At 65.2% G+C, this 24903-nt stretch carries 23 protein-coding genes and 1 tRNA gene; 11 read left to right on the top strand and 13 right to left on the bottom strand.

The annotated features are described in order from the left end of the window. Positions 1-26: 26 nt before the first annotated feature. Positions 27-1193: an ABC transporter substrate-binding protein gene (locus V3328_RS05515; RefSeq protein ID WP_340328615.1), complete on the bottom strand. Its 1167-nt coding sequence runs from the start codon at positions 1191-1193 to the stop codon at positions 27-29. Between the two features lie 358 nt (positions 1194-1551). On the opposite strand from V3328_RS05515, the gene V3328_RS05510 reads away from it, so the two are divergent. Then, positions 1552-2592: a magnesium transporter gene (locus V3328_RS05510; RefSeq protein ID WP_340328614.1), complete on the top strand. Its 1041-nt coding sequence runs from the start codon at positions 1552-1554 to the stop codon at positions 2590-2592. Between the two features lie 31 nt (positions 2593-2623). Here V3328_RS05510 and V3328_RS05505 read toward each other — a convergent pair whose 3' ends face one another. The 8 genes from V3328_RS05505 to V3328_RS05470 all read right to left on the bottom strand — a co-directional run bounded on the left by V3328_RS05505 (position 2624) and on the right by V3328_RS05470 (position 12378). Further along, positions 2624-4171 carry a TolC family protein gene (locus V3328_RS05505; RefSeq protein ID WP_340328613.1) on the bottom strand — a complete coding sequence of 516 codons (1548 nt, stop codon included), beginning with the start codon at positions 4169-4171 and terminating at the stop codon, positions 2624-2626. Positions 4172-4198: 27 nt separating this feature from the next. Continuing rightward, on the bottom strand, positions 4199-6070 hold the full coding sequence (locus tag V3328_RS05500) for an FUSC family protein (protein ID WP_340328612.1): 1872 nt from the start codon (positions 6068-6070) through the stop codon (positions 4199-4201). Then, the gene (gene mdtN, locus V3328_RS05495) at positions 6054-7025 is read right to left on the bottom strand and encodes a multidrug transporter subunit MdtN (RefSeq protein ID WP_340328611.1); all 972 of its coding nucleotides are present in this window, start codon (positions 7023-7025) and stop codon (positions 6054-6056) included. Before mdtN ends, V3328_RS05500 begins: the two co-directional genes overlap by 17 nt. Positions 7026-7104: 79 nt before the next feature. After that, positions 7105-7350 (bottom strand): YtcA family lipoprotein, encoded by a 246-nt coding sequence (locus V3328_RS05490; protein ID WP_340328610.1) that lies wholly within the window; start codon positions 7348-7350, stop codon positions 7105-7107. Between the two features lie 107 nt (positions 7351-7457). Further along, positions 7458-8261, bottom strand: coding sequence for a hypothetical protein (locus V3328_RS05485; RefSeq protein WP_340328609.1), 804 nt, complete (start codon positions 8259-8261; stop codon positions 7458-7460). Positions 8262-8359: 98 nt separating this feature from the next. Further along, positions 8360-9751, bottom strand: coding sequence for a glutamate decarboxylase (gene gad / locus V3328_RS05480; protein WP_340328608.1), 1392 nt, complete (start codon positions 9749-9751; stop codon positions 8360-8362). A 34-nt stretch (positions 9752-9785) separates the two neighbouring features. Beyond that, positions 9786-10901, bottom strand: a complete 1116-nt coding sequence (locus V3328_RS05475) for a linear amide C-N hydrolase (RefSeq protein ID WP_340328607.1) — start codon at positions 10899-10901, stop codon at positions 9786-9788. Positions 10902-11115: 214 nt separating this feature from the next. Continuing rightward, the gene (locus tag V3328_RS05470) at positions 11116-12378 is read right to left on the bottom strand and encodes a metal-dependent hydrolase family protein (protein WP_340328606.1); all 1263 of its coding nucleotides are present in this window, start codon (positions 12376-12378) and stop codon (positions 11116-11118) included. A 601-nt stretch (positions 12379-12979) separates the two neighbouring features. Here V3328_RS05470 and V3328_RS05465 point away from each other — a divergent pair. Then, entirely contained in the window at positions 12980-13357 is a 378-nt protein-coding gene (locus tag V3328_RS05465) for an MliC family protein (protein WP_340328605.1), read from the top strand. Between the two features lie 71 nt (positions 13358-13428). On the opposite strand, the gene V3328_RS05460 is transcribed toward V3328_RS05465, so the two are convergent. From V3328_RS05460 to V3328_RS05445, 4 genes are all read right to left on the bottom strand, one after another. Continuing rightward, positions 13429-13505 (bottom strand) — tRNA-Arg (locus V3328_RS05460). Between the two features lie 173 nt (positions 13506-13678). Further along, positions 13679-15055, bottom strand: a complete 1377-nt coding sequence (locus tag V3328_RS05455) for a sensor histidine kinase (RefSeq protein ID WP_378759005.1) — start codon at positions 15053-15055, stop codon at positions 13679-13681. A gap of 149 nt (positions 15056-15204) precedes the next feature. Next, positions 15205-16629, bottom strand: coding sequence for a dihydrolipoyl dehydrogenase family protein (locus V3328_RS05450; RefSeq protein WP_378758996.1), 1425 nt, complete (start codon positions 16627-16629; stop codon positions 15205-15207). A 35-nt stretch (positions 16630-16664) separates the two neighbouring features. Beyond that, complete coding sequence (locus tag V3328_RS05445) at positions 16665-17477, bottom strand: TVP38/TMEM64 family protein (RefSeq protein ID WP_340328602.1); 813 nt, start codon at positions 17475-17477, stop codon at positions 16665-16667. Positions 17478-17943: 466 nt separating this feature from the next. On the opposite strand from V3328_RS05445, the gene rpmH reads away from it, so the two are divergent. From rpmH to V3328_RS05400, 9 genes are all read left to right on the top strand, one after another. Continuing rightward, positions 17944-18078, top strand: coding sequence for a 50S ribosomal protein L34 (rpmH, locus tag V3328_RS05440; RefSeq protein WP_340328601.1), 135 nt, complete (start codon positions 17944-17946; stop codon positions 18076-18078). 104 nt (positions 18079-18182) lie between these two features. Next, positions 18183-18593 carry a ribonuclease P protein component gene (rnpA, locus tag V3328_RS05435; protein WP_340328600.1) on the top strand — a complete coding sequence of 137 codons (411 nt, stop codon included), beginning with the start codon at positions 18183-18185 and terminating at the stop codon, positions 18591-18593. Between the two features lie 4 nt (positions 18594-18597). Continuing rightward, on the top strand, positions 18598-20589 hold the full coding sequence (gene yidC / locus V3328_RS05430; RefSeq protein ID WP_340328599.1) for a membrane protein insertase YidC: 1992 nt from the start codon (positions 18598-18600) through the stop codon (positions 20587-20589). 27 nt (positions 20590-20616) lie between these two features. Next, positions 20617-21276, top strand: a complete 660-nt coding sequence (gene yihA, locus V3328_RS05425; protein ID WP_340328598.1) for a ribosome biogenesis GTP-binding protein YihA/YsxC — start codon at positions 20617-20619, stop codon at positions 21274-21276. A gap of 83 nt (positions 21277-21359) precedes the next feature. After that, complete coding sequence (gene argB / locus V3328_RS05420; RefSeq protein ID WP_340328597.1) at positions 21360-22268, top strand: acetylglutamate kinase; 909 nt, start codon at positions 21360-21362, stop codon at positions 22266-22268. Continuing rightward, positions 22265-23020 (top strand): pyrimidine 5'-nucleotidase, encoded by a 756-nt coding sequence (locus tag V3328_RS05415; RefSeq protein ID WP_340328596.1) that lies wholly within the window; start codon positions 22265-22267, stop codon positions 23018-23020. Before argB ends, V3328_RS05415 begins: the two co-directional genes overlap by 4 nt. Before the next feature lie 71 nt (positions 23021-23091). After that, the gene (gene dapD / locus V3328_RS05410; RefSeq protein ID WP_340328595.1) at positions 23092-23937 is read left to right on the top strand and encodes a 2,3,4,5-tetrahydropyridine-2,6-dicarboxylate N-succinyltransferase; all 846 of its coding nucleotides are present in this window, start codon (positions 23092-23094) and stop codon (positions 23935-23937) included. Positions 23938-24003: 66 nt separating this feature from the next. After that, positions 24004-24354 (top strand): DUF805 domain-containing protein, encoded by a 351-nt coding sequence (locus tag V3328_RS05405; RefSeq protein WP_340328594.1) that lies wholly within the window; start codon positions 24004-24006, stop codon positions 24352-24354. Positions 24355-24495: 141 nt separating this feature from the next. After that, positions 24496-24885, top strand: a complete 390-nt coding sequence (locus V3328_RS05400) for a DUF805 domain-containing protein (protein WP_340328593.1) — start codon at positions 24496-24498, stop codon at positions 24883-24885. Positions 24886-24903: the final 18 nt, after the last annotated feature.

The following is a 24903-nucleotide window of genomic DNA, read 5'->3' as shown; positions in this document are numbered from 1 at the left end:
CATCCGGTGCGGCGACTGTACGTCGATCAGAAGTTCGGCACCTCCTCGACCGCGTATCGGCCTTGCGCGCTGAACTTTCCGTCGTCGACGCCGATGATGGCCATCGGCCGCGTCGTTGCAATATGCAATTCCTGTGTGAAGGTCGTCGGACCGATCACCAGCGGCTCGTCCTTGAAGGTGTCGAGAACGGCTGCGACCTTGTCGCCGTCCAGCGAGCCGGCCTCGTTGGCCGCCTTCGCCCAGGCCTGGACCGCAGAGTAGCCGCGCAGGCCGTAGGAAACGTCGGCGGGCTTGCCGTACTTCTTCTCGAAGCGTTCGAAGAAGGCGTTGACCTCCGGATCCGGGTCGTCGCCGTACTTGGAGCCGTAGTTCACGACGTAGAAGTTGCTGAGATCCGGCACGCTGCCGATCCAGTAGTCGCCGTCCATCGACTCCCCGGTCAAGATGGCCGATTCGATGCCGGCGGCGCGCATCTGCCGGATCGCGCTCGGGCCGCCGGGCGCGTAGGAACACAGGAAGACGATGTCCGGCTGCTCGGACAGGCTGGTGATGCGCGTGACCTGCGCGGCGACGGAGGGATCGCTGTTGAGGAACGTGTCCTCGCCGACCAGACCGTCGTCGCCGGCAAGTTCCTTCCAGCGCTCGGCGAAGCTCCCGCACAGCGACTTCGTATAGGAGATCGTGTTGTCGAGCAGCACGTATGCGGTCCGCCAGCCCTTGTCGTTGTAGGCCCATTCGGCCATCAGCGCGCCCTGAGCCTGCCCCGCGTTGGACACCGAATAGGCCAGCGGGCCGATGCCCTTCACCCCGAACTTCGGGTCGGAAGCCGCGGAAAAGGCGATCACGTTGTTCTGCTGGGCGACGAAGGCGCCGGGGGCGCCGAAGTCGAAGTCGCTCGGAAACAGGATCGCCTTGGCCTCCTTGTCGATCACCTCGATCGCCCCGTCGGCGCCGAGCGCCGGCTCCGACTTGTTGTCGAACTCGACGATTTCGATCGGCTGGCCGAGCACGCCCCCGGCCGCGTTGATGTCCTCGACCGCCAGCTTCGCCCCGGCGATGGTGTCGGCGTCGATCGGCTGGAACCAGCCGCTGAACGACATGACCAGCCCGAAGACCGGCTTGTCGTCGGCCTGCGCCGCCGAGACGGCGAGGGCCGACAGGACACCGACCAGGCTGAGCGTCCATTTCTTCATGCTGAACTCCTGTCCCTCTGTCATCCGGCCTGGGCCTGTGCCCGGCCGCTTATCCTTTAGCGTCCGCAACGAAGTGACCCTCGCTCGGCGCAAAAACGAACGTTAATCGATATTGGGGATGGTTCAAGCTTGAAATGATTGCGGCGGCAGCGCCTCGGCCCAGTACGCCGACCCCTCCCGATGGGGTGGCCTGCTCGACTTCGACAGTTGAGACAAACCTGAAGTAGAGCGAGCGCCTTGTTGGGTATTGGGCGATCCTGCCCATGAACGCGCACATAAATTGGCATTCAGGCGTGAATATCGAGAATTTTTCATGTAGGGGAGCCGGACAATATCTTGCCCCTTCGGAAGGATCGTGATGCCTGATAGTCCGACGCGTTCCGACGGCCCGTCGAGCGAGCCGGTGACGGATCTCATGGCGACCGATGTCGTGCTCCTGTCCGCCGGACTGAGTTGCGGTGAGGCGATCGCCCGGCTGGCGGCGCAAGACACCGCCCGGGGCCTCTACCATGCGTGTGTCGTTGCCGAGGACGGCCGGTTTGCCGGATTGGTATCGCTGCGCGACTGCCTAGTCGTGCCGGCTGCGACGCCGCTCGCGGATGTGGTCACTCAGCCGGTGCTGACGTTGCGCGACACCGACGACGCACGGGTCGCGGCCAGGAGTATTGTCGAATCCGGGCACGGCGGCGCTCCCGTCCTCGATACGGGCGGCCACGTGGCCGGATTCGTCACCACGGACGTCGCCAGCCGCTTCCTGCTGCATGAAATGGAGGAATCCACCGGCAAGTTCGCGGGCCTCCTCGGCGAGGCGCGGGATGATTATCTCGACTATACCGTCTGGACCGACTTTCTCCGCCGCGCGCCGTGGATCCTCGGTCTGGCCGTTGCCGGCCTTGCATCCGGTTACGTCGTCCACGTCTATGAGGATGCGCTGAGCGCCCTCGTCATCCTTGCTCTGTACATGCCGATGGTGGCGGATACGGGCGGCAACGTCGGGACGCAGTCGGCAAGCCTCGTCACCCGAGCGATTTCCATAGGCGACGTCGGGGTTCGCGATGGAGCCCGGGTGCTCTGGCGCGAAGCCCGCGTATCACTGCTGATGGCGGCGGCACTCTTCGTCTTCGCCTTCCTCAAGGTCTATCTGATCTCGAACTCGGCGGACGTTCCGCTGGGGCTGACAATCGGCGAAATCGGCTTCGCCATCGCGCTTGCGCTCGCCGTCCAGGTGATCACGGCGACGCTTCTCGGGGCGGTGCTGCCGCTTGCAGCGGTGGCTGCTCGCCAGGATCCCGCCGTGATCTCCGGTCCGGCGCTCACCACGATCGTCGATCTGAGTGGGCTGATCCTCTACTTCATCATTACCGGCCACCTGCTCGGCTTGCCGGCAGCCGTGCCCTGAAGAGACCAGGTCACCGGCCCGAGCAGGCGCCTCAGGGGCCGGAGGTGCGGCTCGGAGCGTCCTGCGAGGTCAGATTGCCGAGCGCAAATGCGAGCGTCGATGCAGCGACGAGCGCGGCGGCATGGGCGTCCGACAACGACTGGCGGGCATCGAGCAATCCCGAATCGGCGGCCGTCGCGTCGGTTATCGTGCCGACACCGGATCGATAGGACTGGAAGGCGGCGTCATAGGTCACTTCCGCAGCAATCGTCAGCTCGGTCGCGGCCACATAGGCCGCCAGAGCGGTTCGCAACGTGTCGCTCGCGATCACGATCTCGCGCGCAGCGGCATCCTGGGTCTGCGTGAAGGTCGCCTCGGCCGACCGCGACAGGGACTTCGCCTGCTCGACCTGTGCCCTCTGCAATCCGCCGGAATAGATCGGAAGCGCCACTCCGACGAGAACGCCAGCGGATGTCGATTGCTGCCCGACCCCCGGGAATCCGCTGACCGCGAAACCGACCTGATCACTTGCAGCGATGCCGCTCAGGTAGACTTTCGGTCGGAACTCCGCTTCCGCGGCACGGATACCGGCCTCCGTCGCCTTCATGCGGGAATAGGCCGCCAGCACGTCGGGACGCCGGGCTAGCGCCGACATGATCAGCTGTTCCGTCGGCTCCCCGATGGAGCGCGGCAGTTTTCGCGCGGCCACGTCGCCGATTCCGATCTTCGTCATCGGCGAGACGCCCATCGCGGCCAGCAGGGTCTGATAGGCATCGCGCCGCGCGCCCTGTGCCTCGACAACCCGCAGATTGGATTGGGCGACCTGCTGGCGCGCCTGGGCGACCTCGACGCTGGTCCCGATGCCGCGCCCGTATCGGCTGTCGGCGGCATCCTCGATCAACTGGCTGTTGGCGAGGGCCTGCCGCGCGGCCCGCTCCTGCTCCAGAGTGGCACCGTAACGGTAGTAGGCCACGGCGACGTCGTAGATGACCTGCTGGTGCATCCCGTTGAACGAGATGTTTGCGGCAAACGAATTGTGGCGCGCGGCGTCGACGTTGGCCCGCCTCTGGCCGAAGTCGAAGAGCAGCCATTCCAACACCAGGGCCGGCACCACGCCGTCAATTGTCGACGTATACGAGGCGTTGCCCGCCGGTCCGCCGGGCAGTTGCGTCTCGACCTGTTGGGCGCCGCCGATCACGGTCGCGGTGATCGTGGGTAGAAACGTCGCTTCGGTCATGCCGACGGCAAGCGCCGCCTGTCTGGCTTCCTCCCAGGCCAGGCGAGTCTGCGGATTGTTGCGCGCCGCGATGTCGATAAGGGCAGGAAGCTCGTAGGTCCTGCCTTCCACCAACTGCGGCGGCGGCGCGAGCAGGGCCGCCGCCGGATTGGACGGAACGGAAAAATCGGCCTGGCCGGATCCGGGCGATGCGTCCGGAGCCCTCGCCGGCAGCAACGCCGATTCCGAGGTCGCTGCAGGTGCCCACGGATTGGACGGCGACTGTGGTGCGAGCTTCAGCGCATTGTCCGCGCAGCCCGCCAGCGCGACCGCGACCGCGAGCGCGAGGCAGGCGCAAAGCCGCGGGGCTCCGATCGTCCTCATGCGACGTTGCTCAGGTATCGGGCGCATTCAGTTGGCAACGTGGCTCTTTGCCCGCCCGCCGTTTCCGGCCAGCGGGCGCAGGGCAATCGCATCCCCCGGCGCATCTTCCGACCGGAGCCCATTTTGCCCCAGAGCGGCCGCGATCCCGGAAAGCCGCTCCGACAGCGTCGGCTGCCCGGTGTCGCCTATGGCAAGACCCGGCGCGAGGGCGGCTGCAGATTCGATCAGGGCTGCGATCCGCCGGACCTCGGACTTGCCTGGCTGTTGGCGGCGAGGCTCGAACGGCAACAGAAACAGGCCCTCGCGTGCACCCGCCAGTGCCACGGTCGCCGTCGCGACGTCGTCGATGCGGCCGGTTGGAGATGCACTCGGGAACGCGGCCGCGCGAGAGAGGGCTCTCAACGCGACTTCGAGCCGGTCTCGCACGGCAGCGATGGCGCTGCGCGGCCAGATGCCCGTGAAAATCAGGTAGACGATCACGTTGCCCAGCAGGATGCCCGCGATGCGGTCGCCTGCAGCGCTCATGTCGGTACTCGGACCGAAGCCGTTCAATATGGTCAGCAGAAAGGCAAGGCCGATCTGTACGCCGGCATAGGCGATGCGCTCGCTGCCGGCCGCCACCCAGCCGGCAACCAGTATCCCCGCAAACACGAGCACCATCAGGCCGCCGATCGACTGGAGCTGGGGGATCACAAATACGATAGCGCCGACCCCCAGAATCGCCCCGATCAGACATCCGACGATGCGCAGGGCCAGCTTGTGAACCGTCTCGCCGGTCGTCCCGAGCGCCGCCACGTAGCAGGTGATCATGGCGGTGTGGATCCCGTCCCAGCCAATCCCCGTGTAGATCAGGTAGCAGATCATCGCGGCGGCCGTAGTCTTCAGGGCGTAGCGCTGATGATCCGGATTCGTAAGGGCATCCGGTGCCAGAAACGGTGATTTTTTCGGCGCCGGGTCGGCGCCGCCATTGGACTGGGCAAGACCGCGCAGCGCTTCCCAAGCCACGGCTTCTGCCGGCGAACCGGTTGTTGCGGGGGAATCTGGAACCACCGGTCGGCGATCCTCGCTCACCGCCGCAGCTGCCGCCCGGCAGGCAGCCGAAAGACGTGCGCGCGCCCTGGCTGCATCGTTCGGAAGGGCGGCGGTGGCCAACATCAAGCGGTAGCTGGTATCGACTGCGCCTGCGAGCCATCTCGTGCGGCGGGCCGGAGCGAGATGGAGCAGGCGCGCGACCTGGACCTTCTTGGCAAGGTCGTCGTTGCCCTCGGCCAGCAACTCGTGCAGTGCCTGAACAGTGTCTTCGGCCTCCAGGGCACCGGCTGCCGCGTTCAGGCGGGCGGCAATCTTGTCGGCAGCCAACCCATGCGGGCTGCGGCCGAGCGCGAGGCAGAACACGATCATCAGCAACATTGGCATGACGGCCATCTGCCACGCATACAGCAGCCCTTGGGATGCGACGATTCCAGCCGGAACGTCACTGGACAGCGTCATGATGAAGGCGACGACGAGGCCGATGATCGCGCCCGTTTCGCCGAGAGAGGTGGCGGAGCTGAGATAAAGCATGACGAAGGACACCGTCGCCATCACCAGGAGTCGGAGAAATGCCGAGTCCATCGTGGCCGTGATCAGGGGCGCCATCACCAAGACGATCACGCTTGCCAGGCCGATCAGCCCGACAGCCTGACCGATTGTTTCGCTGGCGTCGGGCCGCATGAGAAAGATCACGAGGTAGCAGCTGATCGCAGCTTCGGGGATCTTGAAGAGCATCGCCGCGGCCGTCACCAGCGCGCAAAGGAGCGCGATGCGCCAGGCCATGCCAAATCGCCCCGGCGCCGGACCCAGATCCCGGATCGCGCGGGCGAATATCGCCGGCCAGGTCGCCTCAGCAATCGGTTTCATCGTGCACCGTCGCCGTTGCCGAAGCGCCCATTCGCATCAGGCTCGGTGGCGGATCAAGCAGCCGGATCCGTACCGGGAAGCGCTGTGCGACGCGGACCCAGTCGAGAGAACGTGGCACCAGCGGCAGCCCGCTGGGAATATTGATCATCTGCTCCGACGTCACGCCCCATCCCGCGCCCTCGACGCGCCCGCGTATGGCGACGCTTCCGTCGGCGAGGGCATGGACGGTGGCGCAACTGCCGACCTTGACGCGGCCCAGTTCCGTCTCGACGAAGTTCGCGCTCGCATACCAGGTGGATGTATCGATCAGGGTGAAGACAGCCTCGCCGGGCAGCACGAACTCGCCAGCCGCGACCGCAAGGCCGACGATGCGGCCGTCGTGCGGCGCGCGCACCACCGTCTCGTCCAGCTCGTGCTCGGCGATCGAGAGAGCGGCTTCGCGGGCCTGCACGAGCGCCTCCGCGCCGGCAGGATCGCCGATGAGGGCCGCCGCGGCCTCTGCCTGTCGCTGCGCCTCGCGGAGACTGATCTCCGCGTCGCGCCGGGCCGTTGCCGCGGTATCGACCTCCTGGGCGCTGACGTAGCCCTTGGGCCGAAGCGGCATGAGCCGGCTCAGTGTCTCCGTCGCGTAGGCGAGGTTTTCTTCGGCCCGCTCCACCTGTGCCGTGGCAATCTCTGCGTTGCGGGTCTCGGCTTCGATTTCCCGATGACGGTCGGAAAGAGCCGCCCGGGCGATTGCCAGATCCCCCGCGGCCTGATTCACGGCGAGCTGATAAGGGACAGGGTCAATACGGAACAGGACGTCGCCCTTGCGTACCGCTGCGTTCTCGGTCACCTCCATGTCGACGATCCGTCCGGAGACCGTGGCAGCGATGTGGACAACATCCGCGGTCAGCACGGCTTCCTGGGACAGCGGGTTGAGCCGCGCGGTGCGCAGGTGGTTCCAGCCAAGCATCGCAGCCGCGAACACCAGGACCGTGGCAACAATGACGCCGCCGACACGAGAAGCGTGTATGCGATCACCATTCATCGGCTCACCGCCCGAAGACCGTCATGGAGACGAGAAGACCCGCCACCGTGGCCACGGCCAGATAGACGAGCAGCCGTGCGGGAAGTACGTCGTCGAGCCTGATCCACACGAACGCGATGCGCACGAGGATCGCGGTCAACACCCCGGCAAGTGCACAAAGCAGCCAGGAAGGAAAATAGGCCCCCAACATCGGCACGGCCGGAGCAGCCGTCTGGGCGCATCCGCCGAAGCAATTGACGAGCAACGCCATTGCGAGCGCCCTCGTCCACCGCCTCGGACGTCTGGTCCGATCGGCCGGGAGATCGGTGTCAGCCGGCGAACGGAGAGGATACACGCGTACAACTCCTCTCCATTCGCTCAGCGATGCGCCGAGTCGCGGCTCTCGCGCATAAGCAGGATGGCGCCGACAAAGAAGCACAGCGCTCCGAACCACAGGTGCACATTGCCGACGACAGGAACCCAGGCCGGCTCCGTGCCAGCTGGAACGTAGGCCAGTATGGCCGCCGTCATGAAGGCGATACACCCCACGAGATTTACGAAGACAATCCACCAGGCGAGTTCTTTCGGCCGCCAACTCCAGTAGGCGTGTCCTGCCTCGATGTAGGCGAGATAGCCGGATATAAGAAAGAGCAGCGAGCCGATCATTCCGGGAATCCATATGACAAGATCCTGGGCCCTCCAGCCGGACGGGTCGTAGATTGCGTCGAACGTGTTGAGGTTGAACGCGACGGTTCCCACGAACTGGGCAAGGGTGCTGAGCCATCCCGGACTTTCCGGATGCCATCCGATCAATGCGATCCGGCCGGACGAAATCGCGCTCGCCGGCCGTGCGGGCGCGAATGGCCCGGCATTGGCGGCCTGGAAGAGCTGCAGATAGCCCGCGGTGGTGAAGGGGATCGAGCCGAGAAAAAAGACGGAGTTGATCGTCGTCGGGTCCAGGGCTTCCCAGACCTGGCTGATCAATGTCAACACGCAGCCGGTCATGAACAGGAACGCGCCGACGGCGAATATCGCGCCGGTCAGCCAGTTGTATCTCTCGGTGTGCCAGAAGGGCGCCTGCGTCGGGTCGAGGCCGCGCGTTTCGTGTTGGAGCCCTTTCCTGTGCTGGCGGGCACGCCAGGTCAGCAGCCGGCCGTCGTGACGGTACCGACGGAGCGTCACGAATGGCCAGGGCCCGGACTGAGAGACGCGAGACCGGCCGGAGCCGGACGGGCTACGCCCGCCGGGCTCCGCCGCTGCGGTTTTCCCCATGTCGACAGTCAATGATGGAAGCCCGAAGCCTCATGTTTGGTTAGCGGGTTCTGGACCGGGTGCGTCTGGAAATAAGTGAGGGCCGCCTTCATGTGGTCGAGCAGCATCGAGCACAGATCATAGCTGACACCGTTTCGCACGAGGATGCGCTGAACCGCCTGATCCTGGCAGTTGGCGGGCAAAGTATAGGCCGGAACCTGCCATCCGCGGACACGCAACCGGTCGGCGAGATCGAAGAGCGTGAAACCGGGATCGGTTGCCTCCTTGAGCCTCCAGCAGACCGCCGGAATGCCCCGGGAGGGCGCGCCATCGAACAAGATCTCGAAAGGTCCCATCTTCGAGATCTCTTCGGCGAGATACTCCGCGCTGCCATAGCAGGCACCATGGACCTTTCGGTATCCCTCCCGCCCCAGTCGCAGGAAGTTGTAATACTGGCAGATGACCTGGCCGCCGGGACGCGAGAAGTTAAGAGCTATGTCGCGCATGTTGCCGCCCAGGTAGTTCACCCAGAACACCATCTCGTCGGGGAGGTCAGCCTCCTCGCGCCACAGCACCCATCCTACTCCCAGCGGAGCGAGACCGAACTTGTGCCCTGACGCATTGATCGAGCGTACGCGAGGCAGGCGGAAGTCCCATTCCAGATCGCGGTCGCAAAACGGAGCGAGGAAGCCACCGCTCGCGCCGTCGACATGGATGGGAATGTCAAGACCGGTTCTCGCCTGAAGGTCATCCAGGGCGTCGCTTACCGCCTTTACGGGCTCGTACTCGCCGGTAAAGGTCACTCCCAGCGTCGGCACAACTCCGATCGTGTTCTCGTCGCACCGGCTCAGCACCTCCTCCGGGGACATCAGGAAGCGGCCGCTGTCCATCGGAATCTCGCGGTGTTCTATGTCCCAGTAGCGTGTGAACTTGTGCCAGCAGATCTGGACCGGACCCGTTACTAGGTTTGGATTGTCCGTGGGCTTGCCCTGCGCGCGACGCCTGGCCTCCCATCGGCGTTTCATCGCCAGGCCGCCGAGCATTGCCGCCTCGCTGGAGCCGGTGGTCGAGCATCCTGGAGCCGTCTGCGGATGGGGGGCGTTCCAGAGATCGGCAAGCATGTGCACGCAGCGGGATTCGATCTCCGCCGTCTGCGGATACTCGTCCTTGTCGACCATGTTCTTGTCAATGCAGTCGTCCATCAGTCGATGGACTTCCGGTTCCTCCCAGGTCTGGCAGAACGTCGCCAGATTCTGCCGCGCGTTTCCGTCGAGCATGAGCTCGTCGTGCATTGCCGCGTACACGCGTCGAGGATCCCTTTCGGCGTCCGGAAAGTTGACCTTCGGAAGAGCTCGCGCAAGGTCTCCGGCACCGTAGGTCGTGTCGTCGTTGTCGTCGTGTCGATGGTGTGTCTTCGTCATGGCCCGTTTCTTCGATTGAAAATGCTGGGACGGTTCAGGCCGGACCGCCGGCCACACCCAGATCCGACGCCACCGGATTCGCAGCGGCGATCTTCTGGAGGGGAACCACCCTCGGCTCCAGTGTGCCCGCGAGACTGGCGAGATCGAATCGCGTGAAGTTCAGGCTCCGATAGTCGCGGACAAAAAAGCTCTTCCCAGTTAGATCGGAAAGGCTCGTCCACGCGGTGTACTCCGTCGCGTAGTCCGCTTCGCCGCCCGGTTCGAGCCCGGCGACTTCAAGATGCCCGGCGCCGGCTGCCGGATAGTCGATCGTCGCCCCGCGCGGTCGGTCGAAATTGTTCATGATGTGCGCAAGCGTCAGCACGGCGAGATCCGGCGTCGCGGCCTTCTCCGTGAATTGCGCGTAGTATGCCGCACGCACGAACCTGCCCACGGATGTATTCGAACCCGGCAGGGCCGCGGTCGCGATGCCGGAATCCGGCTGCACCGCCTTGTACGCACCGAATGTCGCCACCGGCCGGTCGACATTCGTCAGATGCGTGTAATTGTCGAGGTTGGTGAGGTGCCAGTCGAACCTCGGACCGTTCGTCATGACACCGACAGGATTGTCATAGACGGTCATCTCACCGCGATGGAACTCAATGACGATCGAGCCGCCTTCGGCATCGTGGACGATGTAATGGAACGGGGATTCGGCACCGCCGAGGACCGCCAGCGGCTCCAGCATCACGGGTTGGTCAGCCAGCGCCGACTTCACTTCTCCGACGCGGGCAAAACTGGCCAGTATCCAGCTGCCGAGATCCGACGCAGCGAGCACGGCGTGCGTCATTTCCACCGGTTTCTGGGTTCCACCGGCCGAGGGATAGGACAGGACGCTGAAGGTCAGGCCCTCGGTGTTCAGTCCTTCGAGGACCTTCATGTCGCCGAGCCCGAGGGGGGCGGCGGCGGTCGGCATGCGCGCCGGCATTGCGACGGCGAGAAAGGCATTTTTCGCCGGGTAGGAGAGTACGGGGTGCCCGGGCACCTCGGAGGAGAAGGCTTGCCCTCTCGGAACGAACACCAGCTGGTAGGGAAGATCGACGGTCAGTTCGAGCGTTCGCCCGAAATAGAAGTTCCCGTTCTTGTCACTGTAAATCAGGGATGTACACATGGCGTCTGACTCGAGCGCTGGTTTCGCAGGGGAAGATGGTGGAACGTTCCGGCATCTGGTTCGAGGAGGCGGTGGCAGCTAGCGCGCGGAAAGCCAACGAGGTATCGTTGTCTCCTATAGGTTCAGTACCGCTTCGATATTCGTGGCGCCCGTTGCCATCGCCGGGTTCGTCCGGTCGTCATCGTGAAGTCCGGTGCCGCAATGCCGGGCCGGTTCATGCGCGGGTGTCCTTGTAGATCTTGCCGTCCTTCATGATCAGCCGGAGGTTGGTCTCCGGGTCGGAGAGAAAGTCGAGGTTCTCGGTCGGATCACCATCCGCAACCAGGACGTCTGCAAATGCACCGGGCTCGATCACGCCGAGCTTCCCGTCATAGGGATTGCGTGGGCCTGACAGCCGAAGCAGTTCGCCGTTCGTCCCTGTCGCAATGGCCAGCAGGTCGAGCGGATCATAGAACCGGGTGAGTTTCGCAAGCTGGCGGCCCTGGCTTGGCAGGTTGTCGGGGCTGAACAGGATGTCGGTCCCCCACGCGGTCTTCACGCCGAAGTGCTGCGCCATCTCGTAGGCGCGTACGGTTCCCTTGGCGACCTCTTGCTGCTTCGCCCTGGCGTGCGGGCCGGACTTGATGTTGGCGTCGACGTCGGCGAGGAACGGCTGCAGGCTCCACCAGACTCCGGCGTCGACCATCATGCGGACGGCCTCCTCGTCGGCAAGCTGGCCATGTTCGATGGACCGGGCACCGGCACGAATGGCGCGCTTGATCCCCGGGGGCGTGTAGACGTGAACCATCACGTAGGTGTTCCAGTCGCCTGCCGCCCTGACGCCCGCGTGCAGCTCCTCCTCGGTGTATTGGAGCGTGTCGAGCGGATCGTAAGCCGAGCTGACTCCGCCCCCGGCCATCAGCTTTATCTGCGAGGCGCCGAGCATCAGCTGCTCGCGCACACGCCGAAGCACCTCGTCGGCGCCGTCGGCGATCGCCGCCATGCCGGCGCGTTCGCTGTGGCTGAGATCGCCGGGGCTGCGGGGGAGCTCGTGCCGCATGCGGAAGTCGCCGTGCCCGGAGGTCTGCGAAATCATCGCGCCGGAGGGGTATATTCGCGGTCCGTGCACGATCCCCTCGTCGATGGCGCGTTTCAGGGCGAACGACGGGCCGCCCGCGTCCCTGACTGAGGTGAATCCCCGCAGCAGGGTGCGCTCGGCCTCGCGCGCGGCCACCAGATAGATGTAGCCGACATCTGAAGTCATCGCGGCGAGTTCGGTGATCGCGCAGAGCATGGTGTGCCAGTGCGCGTCGATCAGCCCGGGCATGGCGAGGCGGCCGCCGCAGTCCAGGACCTCGGCGCCCTCGATCCGCTCCTCCGCTCCCGGCAGTCCGGAGATGCGATTCCCCTCGACGAGAATCGAGACGTTTTCGCGGAGAGTGGCATCGCGGCCGTCGAACAGGCGCAGGTTGGTCAGCAGCAGCGGCCGGTCCGACATCTTTGGCCCGGCGGCGAAAGCCGGCGTTGCGCCCCTCCCGAGAAACGGCGCGACAGCCGCGGCCGCGGCTCCGAGGAGAAGGGACCTGCGCGACTGGTCGGCCGCTACCTTTTCGGCGATGGCGAGTGCCGCCGGTCCGGCGCAATCGCAGGCATGGCGATGGGAATGACGGTGCCTGTGCCCGGTGCCGTGTGCGCACGCAAATGTCGTAGGCGATTCGACATACATGGCCGATCCCGGTTGACTTTCGATGATGGAGAAAGGAGCATGCCCATCGACGAAACGAAGCCGCCCTACCCGTTGCCGAGCATAAAGTTCGATGCAACGCTGTCAACCGGCCCCGTCCTGTCGGGCAGTTTTATTTCGGAACTATTGAAAAATGTGAGTTAACATTTTGGTAGAGCCGTAAATATAGGTCAGTTATTCAAATTTTCATAAAGTAACCCTGAATTTGTCTATGAATCCTGGTTTCTGTTTTCTCCCGATATTGCCTCCCGGAGGTCATTTCCTCTGGAGTCCGGGCGCTACGGCCGGAAGCGATGGAGACGAAGATCAGCCGCATAAAGACGTTTCACTCGCCGCTATCCGAAAGGCATTTCTGATGCTCCGACATGCCCTGCCGCTGCTCGTCGGACTATGTCCGACGGTCGGCCTCGCCGATGACGTGGGTTCGCTCTCGATCAATCTGCCGCTGGGCGAGGACGCCGGTGTCGTTGTGCAGCGGTATCGCTGCGGCGACGACGCCCCCTTCGCCGTCCGCTATGTCAATGCGGAACCGAACCAGATTGCCATTCTGCCGGTCGACGACCAGCCTCGCATCTTCGTCTCGGTCATTGCCGCTTCCGGCGCTCGCTATGTCGCCGGGCCGTATGAATGGTGGACCAAAGGTCAAACGGCGACCCTGCGCAACGAACTGCAGGAGGGCGGCGGCGCCGAGTGCGGAGCGGTGACGCCGAGTGAATTCAGGACCGGGGATTGAGCAACGAAGGGAATACGCCCGCTTGCCGGACAGCACTGCAGTCCAAATATTGGCTAAGTGATTGATTTTATTGGCGCGCCGGGGAGGATTCGAACCCCCGACCCCCAGATTCGTAGTCTGGTGCTCTATCCAGCTGAGCTACCGGCGCCAAGAGAACGCGTCCGGGAGGGGTAGACCATCTCGGATGCGCAATGCTTCGCCGCAGGGTGAGGGCGAAGCGCGGGGCATACCTAGTCCCAACTCGGGGGGAATGCAAGACGCGGGATTGCGGGATGAGGGTCGCGTCCGGCCCGGTCGGGACGCTCGCTCTGACGCGGCCGATCAGCCGGCGCTGCGGCGGCCGTCCTGCGGCGCGCGGATGCGCACGACACGGTCGGGAACCTCGATCGAGAATGTCGCGCCGAGCGTCCCCTCGGCGAGCCGGATCGTGCCGCCGTGCGCCCGCACCAGTTCGGCGGCGATTGCCAGGCCCAGCCCGACACCGCCGGGACGCGTCGAGCCCTGGAAGGCCTCGAACAGCCGGCTGCGCGCCTTGTCGCTGACACCGGGGCCGGTATCGGCGACCTCGATCGTCACGACCGAACCGTCGCGCCGGGCCGACACGCGGATCATGTCGTGTTCGGGGTCGGCGTCGCCGCGGCCCTCGATCGCCTGCATGGCATTGCGGACCAGGTTGACCAGAACGCGGAAGAGCTGATCGGGATCCGCGTCGACCTCGAGGTCATCGCCTACGGCATTGAGGAAGCGCAGGCTCGAGCTCGACATCAGTTCCAGGGTATCGCCGACCTCCTCCACCAGAGCGCGCAGTTTCAGCCGCCGGCGCTCCGGCGGCGATTCCTGGGCGCTGCCGTACTTGAGCGTGTTGGTGCAGAACTCGACGGCCCGGTCGAGGGTGCGGATCAGTTTCGGCGCAAGCCGCTGCACCAGCGGGTCCTCGACGGCGCCGACGCGGTCGACGACCAGCTGGGCGGAGGCGAGCATGTTGCGCAGGTCGTGGTTGATCTTCGAGACCGCCAAGCCCAGGGCAGCCAGCCGGTTCTTCTGGTTCAGCGTACCGATCAGCTCGCGCTGGAGATGGGCGAGTTCGCCCTCGGCAACGCCGATCTCGTCGGTCCGGCCGGACGCCTCGATCACGCGGGAAGGATCTTCCGGATTCTCGGTGAAGGCGACCATGTTGGCCGTCAGCCGGCGCATCGGCCGCACCAGCAGCCAGTTCAGGGCCAGGTAGACGAGTGCCGCAGTGATGATCGAGATGAAGATCGACAGCGTCAGGATATTGACCGAATAGTCGATCATCGCGCGCCGCAGCGGCCTCTCGTCCATGACGATCTCGATGAATTCGCCACCGGTCGGCGCATCGCCGATCACCCGGACCGTGCGGCCGTTCACCGCGGCGAGGGTCCTGAAGGATTCCAGGATCTCGCCGGGGATGCTCATCTCGCGCAGGTCGAAGGTCTTCTCGACATCGGGCGGCATGTCGGAAATCGCCAGCAGTCGACGGGTCGAACCCCGCTTGTGGGCCACCGTGTAGGCGCCGACCTGTTCGAGCAGTTCCTCCTCCAGGGCCTTTGGCACCATGTTGTCCGGAGCCGCCTCGAGCACGAGCGCTGCTGTCTGGGCGGAGTTCAGCCGATCATCGAGCCAGGAACGGCGAAAATTGGCGATCGACGGTACGTAGATCAGAATTTCGCTGACCATCACGAAGAGGACGGTAAGTATCAGGAGTTTTCCCGACAGGCCGATGCCACGCACTCTGCCGGGCGGGCGGGTGTCCGTGTCCGTGGTCGTTGTCCTGCCGGTCACCTGTTCTGGCTCGTTGTCTCGTGATCGCGCGCCGACCGCTGCTTTCAGCCGAACAGCCGCATGAAGGCAATGATGCGCCTCACCCAGGGGCTCGTCAAACTCGGCCTGTAGAACTGGATGGCGGCGCGCTTGCCGACCTCGCTCAGCGTCGGGTAGGGGGACACGAACCCGGTCATCGCCTTGATGTCGAGGCCCTTCAGGATCGCAAGCCCCCACATCTGCACGATCTCGCCGGCGCCGGCCCCGGCGATGCCGACGCCAAGAATTCTGCCGCGCGTCGTCGTGATCACCTTGATGAAGCCGTCCGTCTCCCGCTCGGCACGGGCACGATCGTTCTCCGCATAAGGCCAGCGCAGAATCCGAAAGTGCCCATAGCGCTCCCGCACCTCGGCCTCGGTCACGCCGACCTGGGCGAATTCCGGATCGGTGTAGGTGACGCGCGGAATGTGGTCGTAGGACACTTTGGCGCCGAGCCGGAACAGGATGCTCCGGATGACGGTGCCGGCATGATAGTTCGCGACGTGGGTGAACTGCGGGCCGCCCGCGACGTCGCCGACCGCATAGACCCTGCGGTTGGACGACCTGAGCGTCCGGTCCACCCGGATGCCCTTCGCGTCGACCTTGACCTCGGCCTTGTCCAGGTCGAGCCCGTCGGTAACGGGGGCGCGGCCGGTTGCGATCAGAAGGGCGGATCCGTCGACGGTTTCCTCCCCGTCCTCGCCGTCCAGTACCACCCGCACGCCGGAGCGGCGCTTGGCGACCCGGGCGATCCTCGCCCCCGAGCGCAGGGTGACGCCGTCCCGCGCCAGCCGGTCGAGCACCACGGCCGCAAGCTCCGGATCCTCGCGGCCCAGCGCCCGTGCCGCCTCGAGGACCGTGACCTGGCTGCCGAGACGGCGGAAGGCCTGGGCGAGCTCCAGGCCGACCGGTCCGCCGCCGATCACGATCAGATGGGCGGGCTTGCGGGTGATCTCGAAGATCGTCTCGTTGGTGTGGAACCTGACCGTGTCCAGACCGGGGATCGGCGGTACTGCGGGCCGCGATCCGGTCGCGATCACGAAGCGGCGCGCCTTGATCCGGGTCTCCCCGGCCAGCACCGTCTTGGAGTCCTCGAAACGGGCTTGCGCCTCGATCACGGTGACGCCGAGCGCGCGGAAGCGCTCGACGGAGTCCGTCGGGGCAATGCCTGCTATCACGTCGCGGACGTGGTCGTGGATCCTGCGGAAGTTGACCTGCGGATCGACGGCGGCGACGCCGAAGGCGTCCGCCTCGCGCATCTGCTGGGCACGTCTGGCGGACGCGATCAGGGCCTTCGAGGGGACACAGCCGGTGTTGAGGCAGTCGCCGCCCATCCTGCCCTTCTCCACCAGCACCACGGACACGCCGAAGGCGGCCGCTGCGGCGGCCACCGACAGGCCGCCGGAGCCTGCCCCGATCACGCAAATATCCGGTCTGAGAACGTCCGCCATGAAACCGCCTTGCACAAATTCCGCCTCGTTCCGGCCTAACGCGCGGAACGGCGCCTCAGCACTTTCTTAGCCGCTATCGGAATCAACGCAAGGACACCCAGCGCGGCCAACGCGGCGAGGAGGCCCGGCGTGACGAGTGCCGCGACATCGAGGCCCAGGTCACACGCGCTGGCTGGATCGAGACCTCTTGCCGATGCATCCGCCATGCAGGTCTCGAAACTTGCACGTTGTGCGTCAACGACGCCGTCGAGGCCGGCACCGACGAACGCGAAGGCGAACGTTCCCGGCACGATGCCGATGAATGTGCCGACGACATAGGTCTTCAACGACACGCCGAGCAGCGCCGGCGCGATATTGACCAGCCAGAAGGGGAAGATCGGAACCAGCCGCAGGAACAGAAGATAGTTCAGGGCATTTGCCGCGAACCCCTCCCGAAGGGCCGCCAGCCGCGGTCCGGCGCGTTCGGCCAGCGATTCGCCGAGCGACGAGCGGGCGACCAGGAAGATGAGGATCGCTCCCGCCGTTGCGGCCAGGACGGTGAGACCACCGCCGAGGAACCAGCCAAACAGATAGCCGCCGGCCAGGGTCAGAATGAGCCCTCCGGGCAGGGAAAGCGCCACGACTAAGACATAGACCAGCGCATAGATCGCCAACGCACCGAACAGATTGGAGTCGATGAAAGCGCGAAGCGCCCTTTCATGAGCGACCAGGGAGTCAAGCGTCAGGGAGCGGTGCCAGCCCGTCCCGAAGGCCACCGCCGTCAGGACGAGGATTATTGCAAGCGGCGCCCATCGGCGCAGCGTCCCTCTGCTCCGCGCGGGATCCGCAGGCCGATCGTCCTCGGTCACACTCGTTTCGGGACGCTGCAAGGTTGTCATTCACATCCAAGTCGGGCCGAGCGGCTGCCGGGGCTCCAGACTTTCACGCTGATTTGGTACATGGCCATACCTGAGCGGTTTCGCTTGCCGCGACCCCAGTAGCGGCCAAGTTAGGGAAATGGCCAGCCATTTGCTCGGGTTTTCACCGGGAAGTGATGGCACGGCAGCGAGCGTGACCGCGGGCCGCAGGCCGCGACGCCAGGTAACCGGGCTGCGACAGGCGGCCGCGCGTTGACTTGATCCGGCCGTGTCCCGTATAAGCCCGCACGACTTGGCGTCGCGCTCGCGCGCCGGGATGGTATGGGTTTTCACCGACAGGTTTGTTGCCAAGCGGTTACGCCGATACCGGCCGGCAAGGTCTCAGTCTCGTGTTCGGAACACGACCCAGCAGAGCGGCGACACATTCCAATTTCAGCCGGAACATCGGAGTGCGGCAGTGAAACGGACGTATCAACCCTCCAAGCTGGTGCGCAAGCGGCGCCACGGCTTTCGCGCGCGCATGGCCACGAAGGGCGGGCGCAGTGTCATCTCCCGGCGTCGGGCACGCGGGCGCAAGCGCCTGTCGGCCTGAACGGCATCGGCGCGGACAAGCCTATGAGCGCCGGCGCGGATGTCCTTGCCGATCGCTCCGGGTCGGAATCGGATCGAGCGGGCACCCTCCCAGGTGACGGCGCCGTGCCCGACAAAGTGAAGATCGAAAGATTGCGGCGGCGGGCCGACTTTCTTGCCGCGGCGCGCCACGGCCGAAAGCTGGCCAAACGTTCGCTGGTGCTTCAGGGCCGCCAGCGCAACGACGTGGTTCGGCACGACGACCTTCCGGATTGCGGGCTGGCCGGCAGGGCCCGCGTCGGCTTCACCGTCAGCCGCAAGGTCGGCAACGCGGTCGAGCGCAACAGGGTACGACGACGCCTGCGGGAGGCGGTACGACTGCGTGCCGCGCCGCTCGTACGGGCCGGCTACGACTACGTGGTGATCGGCCGCCGCGCGGCCCTGACGACGTCGTTTGCCACGATCGTCTCGGACCTGGAGCAGGCGTTCCGGCGCATTCACGAAACGGCGCCCGAGCGGGCTCTGAAAGGGCACTAGACCGATGTTCGGTGGTGACAACCGGAACTACATTCTGGCGATAGCGCTGTCGCTGGTCATCCTTGTCGCCTGGCAGTACTTCTACGCCATTCCACAGATGGAAAAGGAGAAGGCCCGGCAGGAGCTGATCGAACAGTCGCAGGCACCGCAGACCGGGAGCGGAACCGCACCGTCGCCCGGCTCCACCGCGCCCGGAGCGGATGTCCAGGTTCCCGGCACGATCGGGACGGCCCCGTCCCAGCCCGGTTCGGCTGCCCCCGCGGAAACGCGTGAAGCAGCACTCGCCGCCAGCCCCCGAGTTCCGCTGGAGACGCCCTCCGTCCGCGGTTCGATCAATCTGAAGGGCGGCCGCATCGACGACGTCGTTCTCAAGGACTACCGTGTCACCGTCGAGCCGACGAGCCCGAACATCGTCCTGCTGTCCCCCTCGGGCAGCGCCGATCCCTACTACGTCGAACTGGGCTGGGTGCCCGACGGGACTGATATCTCCGTACCCGGTGCGCAGACGGTCTGGTCGGCGCCCGACGGCGCCAAGCTGACCCCCGAGACGCCAGTGACGCTGACCTGGGACAACGGTCAGGGGCTCACGTTCAAGCGCACGATCGCCGTCGACGAGAACTATATGTTCACGGTTGCCGACGCCGTGGAGAACGCCGGCGACGCCAGCGCTACGCTCTATCCTTACGGCCTCGTGTCACGCCACGGCGAGCCCAGCACCGCCGGCTTCTTCATTCTGCATGAGGGCCTGATCGGCGTGCTCGGCGACGAAGGCCTGGTCGAGATCGATTATGACGACCTGGCCGACGACGGGCCGCAAACCTTTCCCGTCACCGGCGGCTGGCTTGGCATCACCGACAAGTACTGGGCAGCCGTCCTGGTCCCCGATCAGGAGACCCCCTACGAGGGCCGTTTCATTTCCGGTGTCGCCAACGGTAAGCCGACCTACCAGGCCGACTTCCTGCGCGACGCTGTCACAATTGCGCCGGGGAGCACCGCCGAGGCGACCAGCCGCATATTCGCGGGGGCAAAGGAAGTCGGCCTCATCGACGGCTACGAGACCCAATACGGGATCAAGAAGTTCGAACTGCTGATCGACTGGGGCTGGTTTTATTTTCTGACCAAGCCGCTGTTCTTCGCCATCGACTACTTCTACAGGCTGGTGGGCAATTTCGGCGTGGCCATCCTGATCGTCACCGTGCTGATCAAGATCGCGTTCTTCCCGCTCGCCAACAAGTCCTACGTCTCGATGAGCCGCATGAAGCTCGTGCAGCCGCAGATGATGGAGTTGCGCGAGAAGTACAAGGACGACAAGCTGAAGCAGCAGCAGGCGATGATGGAGCTCTACAAGAAGGAGAAGATCAACCCGCTGTCCGGCTGTCTGCCAATCGTGCTGCAGATTCCCGTCTTCTTCGCGCTCTACAAGGTCCTGTTCGTCACAATCGAGATGCGGCACGCGCCGTTCTTCGGATGGATCCAGGATCTCTCCGCCCCCGATCCGACCACGATCTTCAACCTGTTCGGTGTGATACCGTGGGATCCGCCGCAGTTCCTCATGCTCGGCGCATGGCCGCTGATCATGGGCATCACCATGTGGATCCAGATGCGGCTCAACCCGCCGCCGCCCGATCCCACCCAGGCGATGATCTTCAACTGGATGCCCGTGGTCTTCACGTTCATGCTGGCCTCGTTCCCGGCCGGTCTCGTGATCTACTGGTCGTGGAACAACACCCTGTCGGTGCTGCAGCAGTACACGATCATGCGCCGGCAGGGCGTCAAGCCGGACATTTTCGGCAACATGGCCGCGACGTTCAGCAAGAAGAAGCGTCAGGAAATCGCCGAACGCGAGGCGGCGAACGCCAAGGCCGGCCAGACCAAGAACAAGCCGGCGCCAAAAGTGGAGGACGACGAGGACAAGCCGGCCCCAGAGCCGGCGCGCAAGCGCAAGCGCAAATCGTCGAAGCCGACAAAGCCGGCCGGTTCGGAAGCGGGTGAGTGACCTCCTCGCCCGCGCTCGGCGGCGCAGATGACCGATCCCGAGAGCCCCGACCCGCTGGGCCAGAATGCCGAGGCTCTCGAAGCCGGGCGACTGCTGTTTGCACGGCAGTGGGTATTCCGGCTCGGCGTCGTCAAGCTGGACGCCCTGCCGCCTGCTGACAGGGCCGAAGTGGCCTTCGCCGGCCGCTCGAACGTCGGCAAGTCGAGCCTGCTCAACGCACTCACCGGCCAGAACGGCCTTGCCCGCACGTCCAACACGCCGGGTCGCACCCAGGAGATCAACGTCTTCGAATGCGAGGACGCGGACCTGCGACTGATCGACATGCCGGGCTATGGGTATGCATCTGCGCCGAAGGGCAAGGTCCAGGCGTGGACGAGGCTGGTCAAGCAGTACCTGCAGGGTCGGCCGAACCTGCGCCGGGTCTTCCTGCTGATCGACGCCCGCCACGGCATCAAGGCGGTCGACGAGCCGATCATGGACCTTCTTGACGGCGCCGCCGTCTCCTACCAGGTGGTGCTGACAAAGGCAGACAAGATTGGCGCGGCGGCGCTGGACGAGGTTACTGCCAAGGTGCTGGCGAAGCTGGCCAAGCGGCCGGCGGCGTATCCATTCGTCCTGGCCACGTCGAGCGAGAAAGGCACTGGGATCGCGGAACTTCGCGCCGAGATCTTCGTACTCTCCGGCTAGGGTCAACCACGGCGATCATTGAGCCGCCCGCCGCTGTCGGGTATGACCCTGCCCCACGAGATTCAAAGAGCCGCACGCAGCCCATGCCCGACACGATCGCCCCGCCGACCCAGACGCCGCCGCAGGATCAGGCCCGTATCCTGTCCGAGGCCCTGCCCTACATGCTGCGCTACGATGAGGAGACCGTCGTGGTGAAGTATGGCGGCCACGCCATGGGCGATCCCGATCTCGCCCGCGCCTTCGCAAAGGACATCACGCTGCTCAAGACGTCGGGCATCCACCCGATCGTCGTCCATGGGGGCGGCCCGCAGATCGGCGCGATGCTCGACAAGCTCGGAATCAAGTCCGAGTTCCGCGAAGGCTTGCGCATCACCGACAAGGCGATGGTCGAGGTCGTCGAGATGGTGCTGGCGGGGCGCATCAACAAGGAAATCGTCCAGTCGATCAACCGGGAGGGCGGCAAGGCGATCGGCTTGTGCGGCAAGGACGGCAACCTGATGACCGTGCGCAAGGTCACCCGGACGGTCGTCGATCCCGACTCCAACATCGAGAAGGTGGTCGATCTCGGCTTCGTCGGCGAACCCGACAAGGTCAATCCGGCCGTCCTGAGGATGGTCTCCAAGGAAGACCTGATCCCGGTGATCGCCCCGGTGTCGCCGGGGGCGGACGGGGAAACCTACAACGTCAACGCCGACTCGTTCGCAGGCGCGGTCGCCGGCGCGCTCGGCGCAAAGCGGCTGCTGTTCCTCACCGACGTTGACGGCGTGCTCGGTGCCGACAAGGAGCTCATCAAGGAACTCACCGTCGACGAGGCACGCAGGCTGATCAGCGACGGCACCATCTCCGGCGGCATGATCCCGAAGGTGGAGACCTGCATCGAAGCCGTCGAGAAGGGCGTCGAGGGCGTCGTCATCCTCAACGGCAGGGTGCCGCACGCGGTGCTGCTCGAGTTGTTCACCGAGCACGGCGCCGGGACGCTGATCACGCCGTGAGTTCGGCACCCGACGACGGCGCGGCTGTGGCCGGAGCGTTCAGCAAGGTCGAGACCTGGATATTCGACCTCGACAATACCCTCTATCCGCCACGATCGAACCTGTTCGCGCAGGTCGACCAGAAGATGGGCGCCTTCATCTCACGGCTGCTGGACGTCGATCTTCAGGAGGCCAAGCGCCTCCAGAAGGGCTATTACCGGCAGTACGGCACGACGTTGCGCGGGCTGATGAGCGAGCACGGCGTCGACCCGCACGATTTCCTCGCGTTCGTCCACGACATCGACCATTCGCCGATCGAGCCCGATCCGGCGCTCGGAGCAGCGCTCAGCCTGCTGCCGGGGCGAAAGTTCGTTCTGACCAACGGATCGCGAAGGCACGCGGAATCGATCGTCGCACGGCTCGGCATCGAAGATCATTTCGAAGACCTGTTCGACATCATCGCCGCCGAGTTCGAGCCGAAGCCGGCGCGTCCGCCCTACGACCGGTTCCTTGCCCGCTACGATGTCGATCCCACGCGTTCGGCGATGTTCGAGGACCTGCCGCGCAACCTCGACGTACCTCACGAACTGGGCATGCGGACCGTCCTGGTGGTGGCCCCGCCCGACACCCCGCAAGAGACAGTCGCCTATCGGCAGCAGTGGGAAATCGAGATCGGCGACGCGGCCAGTATCGACCACGTCACGGACGACCTCGCCGACTTCCTGGTCAGCGTTTCGGAAGACCTCGGCAGCACGCCTTCGCCGACCGATTGACAGGTCCCGGTGCGGGCGGTAGTCCGCCGGTCATCAGTCCAGCGCCAGAAATTCTCGGGAGGAACCGCATCGTGGACATCGCGCAGATCGAATCCGTCGTCGAAGCCGCCTTCGATGCCCGCGACGACGTCGGTCCGGGGACCGGCGGCGAGGTCCGCGAGGCCGTCGAGACTGCGCTCGATCTCCTCGATTCGGGCAAGATGCGGGTCGCCGAGAAGCGAAGCGACGCGTGGGTGGTGAACCAGTGGCTGAAGAAGGCCGTGCTTCTGTCCTTCCGCCTCAACGACATGACGGCGATACCGGGGGGGCCCGGGACCGCGACGTGGTGGGACAAGGTACCGTCGAAGTTCGAGGGGTGGGGCGCCGAGGAATTCGGGGCCGCCGGATTCCGCGCGGTGCCGAACTGCATCGTCCGCCGGTCCGCCTTCATCGCGAAGGGAGTGGTGCTGATGCCATCCTTCGTCAACCTGGGTGCCTATATCGACGAGGGCACCATGGTCGATACCTGGGCGACGGTCGGGTCCTGCGCACAGATCGGCCGGAACTGCCACATATCCGGCGGCGCCGGCATCGGCGGCGTGCTGGAGCCTTTGCAGGCCGGGCCGGTGATCATCGAGGACAACTGCTTCATCGGAGCGCGGGCCGAAGTGGCGGAAGGAGTCGTGGTCCGCGAGGGATCGGTGCTGTCGATGGGTGTCTATCTCGGCGCCTCGACCAAGATCGTCGACCGGGCGAGCGGCGAGATCATGTACGGCGAGGTGCCGCCCTATTCCGTCGTCGTGTCAGGCACCCTTCCCCCCGCAAAGCCGGCCGCCGCCAACGCGCCTAACCCAAGCCTCTACTGTGCGGTCATCGTGAAACGGGTGGACGAGCGGACGCGCTCGAAGACGTCGATCAACGAGTTGCTGCGCGACTGACAACGGAAACTTAAGGCACGTCCCGTAGCGTCATCCTTCCGCAAAACGCAGCATTGGGGGGGTGACATGGACTGGCACAATCTTTTCTGGAGTTTCGAGGGCCGCATCAGCCGGATGCCGTTCTGGATCGGCGGCCTGATCCTGGGCGTCATACACTGGGTGATTTCCGGCATTGCCTACGGGATCGGCGGGCAGACGACGATGAGCGTGGTCGGCGGCATCGTTTCCCTGATCCTGATCTATCCCTCTCTCGCCGTCGCCACCAAGCGCTGGCACGATCGTGACAAGTCGGGGTGGTGGACTCTGATCATCCTGATCCCGGTCGTCGGCATCATCTGGTACATCGTCGTTCTCGGCTTCCTGCGGGGAACCGACGGGCCGAACCGTTACGGCCCCGATCCGCTGACCGGGCAGTAGCAGGAACCGGCCGCCGAGGTAACCGGCTTCCAGGAGGCCGCGGCCGGCTGCGCCGGACGCCGCCATTGCCCATCCGCACCGGGATAATATATGCCGGGGGTCCCCAACCCCCGGTACACTGTCCCAGCGGCCGCCCGATTCATGTCCACTCCCCAGCTTCCGCCGCCGAAGGGTTCGAGCGCGTCGTTCCTCTGGCTCTATTTCGGCTTCGCAGGTCGGATCAACAGAGAGGTCTACTGGCTGGGCATCGGGCTGCTGTGGAGCGTGCTTTTCGTCCTCGTCGGCATGATGATCGACCCCTATAGCGACGAGGGGATGCCCGGCGGGGTGATCCTGCTGGCGATCCCCTCGCTTTGGTGCGAGATGGCATTGCTGGTCAAGCGGCAGCACGACCGGGGGCTGCCCTGGTACTGGTGCCTGCTTGCCTTCATCCCCCTTGCCGGAGCGGTCTGGATGGTGTTGGCGGGACTGGTCGCCGGCAATCCGGGACCGAACGCCTATGGCGAACGCGCCAACGAGATACCGGAATAAGGCCGACAGTCCCGGCGG

Source organism: Microbaculum marinum (assembly GCF_037855135.1).
GTDB classification, from domain to species: domain Bacteria; phylum Pseudomonadota; class Alphaproteobacteria; order Rhizobiales; family Tepidamorphaceae; genus Microbaculum; species Microbaculum marinum.
Note: the sequence above shows the minus strand (reverse complement) of the source record. Positions and strands in the feature narration are given on the sequence as shown.

What these genes read in the sequence shown, in the direction of transcription:
- V3328_RS05515 (WP_340328615.1), bottom strand. Translation starts at nt 1,193, where the DNA reads ATGAAGAAATGGACGCTCAGCCTGGTCGGTGTCCTGTCGGCCCTCGCC.
- V3328_RS05510 (WP_340328614.1), top strand. Translation starts at nt 1,552, where the DNA reads ATGCCTGATAGTCCGACGCGTTCCGACGGCCCGTCGAGCGAGCCGGTG.
- V3328_RS05505 (WP_340328613.1), bottom strand. Translation starts at nt 4,171, where the DNA reads ATGAGGACGATCGGAGCCCCGCGGCTTTGCGCCTGCCTCGCGCTCGCG.
- V3328_RS05500 (WP_340328612.1), bottom strand. Translation starts at nt 6,070, where the DNA reads ATGAAACCGATTGCTGAGGCGACCTGGCCGGCGATATTCGCCCGCGCG.
- mdtN (WP_340328611.1), bottom strand. Translation starts at nt 7,025, where the DNA reads ATGCTTGGCTGGAACCACCTGCGCACCGCGCGGCTCAACCCGCTGTCC.
- V3328_RS05490 (WP_340328610.1), bottom strand. Translation starts at nt 7,350, where the DNA reads ATGGCGTTGCTCGTCAATTGCTTCGGCGGATGCGCCCAGACGGCTGCT.
- gad (WP_340328608.1), bottom strand. Translation starts at nt 9,751, where the DNA reads ATGACGAAGACACACCATCGACACGACGACAACGACGACACGACCTAC.
- V3328_RS05475 (WP_340328607.1), bottom strand. Translation starts at nt 10,901, where the DNA reads ATGTGTACATCCCTGATTTACAGTGACAAGAACGGGAACTTCTATTTC.
- V3328_RS05470 (WP_340328606.1), bottom strand. Translation starts at nt 12,378, where the DNA reads ATGTCGGACCGGCCGCTGCTGCTGACCAACCTGCGCCTGTTCGACGGC.
- V3328_RS05465 (WP_340328605.1), top strand. Translation starts at nt 12,980, where the DNA reads ATGCTCCGACATGCCCTGCCGCTGCTCGTCGGACTATGTCCGACGGTC.
- V3328_RS05455 (WP_378759005.1), bottom strand. Translation starts at nt 15,055, where the DNA reads ATGGTCAGCGAAATTCTGATCTACGTACCGTCGATCGCCAATTTTCGC.
- V3328_RS05450 (WP_378758996.1), bottom strand. Translation starts at nt 16,629, where the DNA reads ATGGCGGACGTTCTCAGACCGGATATTTGCGTGATCGGGGCAGGCTCC.
- yidC (WP_340328599.1), top strand. Translation starts at nt 18,598, where the DNA reads ATGTTCGGTGGTGACAACCGGAACTACATTCTGGCGATAGCGCTGTCG.
- yihA (WP_340328598.1), top strand. Translation starts at nt 20,617, where the DNA reads ATGACCGATCCCGAGAGCCCCGACCCGCTGGGCCAGAATGCCGAGGCT.
- argB (WP_340328597.1), top strand. Translation starts at nt 21,360, where the DNA reads ATGCCCGACACGATCGCCCCGCCGACCCAGACGCCGCCGCAGGATCAG.
- V3328_RS05405 (WP_340328594.1), top strand. Translation starts at nt 24,004, where the DNA reads ATGGACTGGCACAATCTTTTCTGGAGTTTCGAGGGCCGCATCAGCCGG.
- V3328_RS05400 (WP_340328593.1), top strand. Translation starts at nt 24,496, where the DNA reads ATGTCCACTCCCCAGCTTCCGCCGCCGAAGGGTTCGAGCGCGTCGTTC.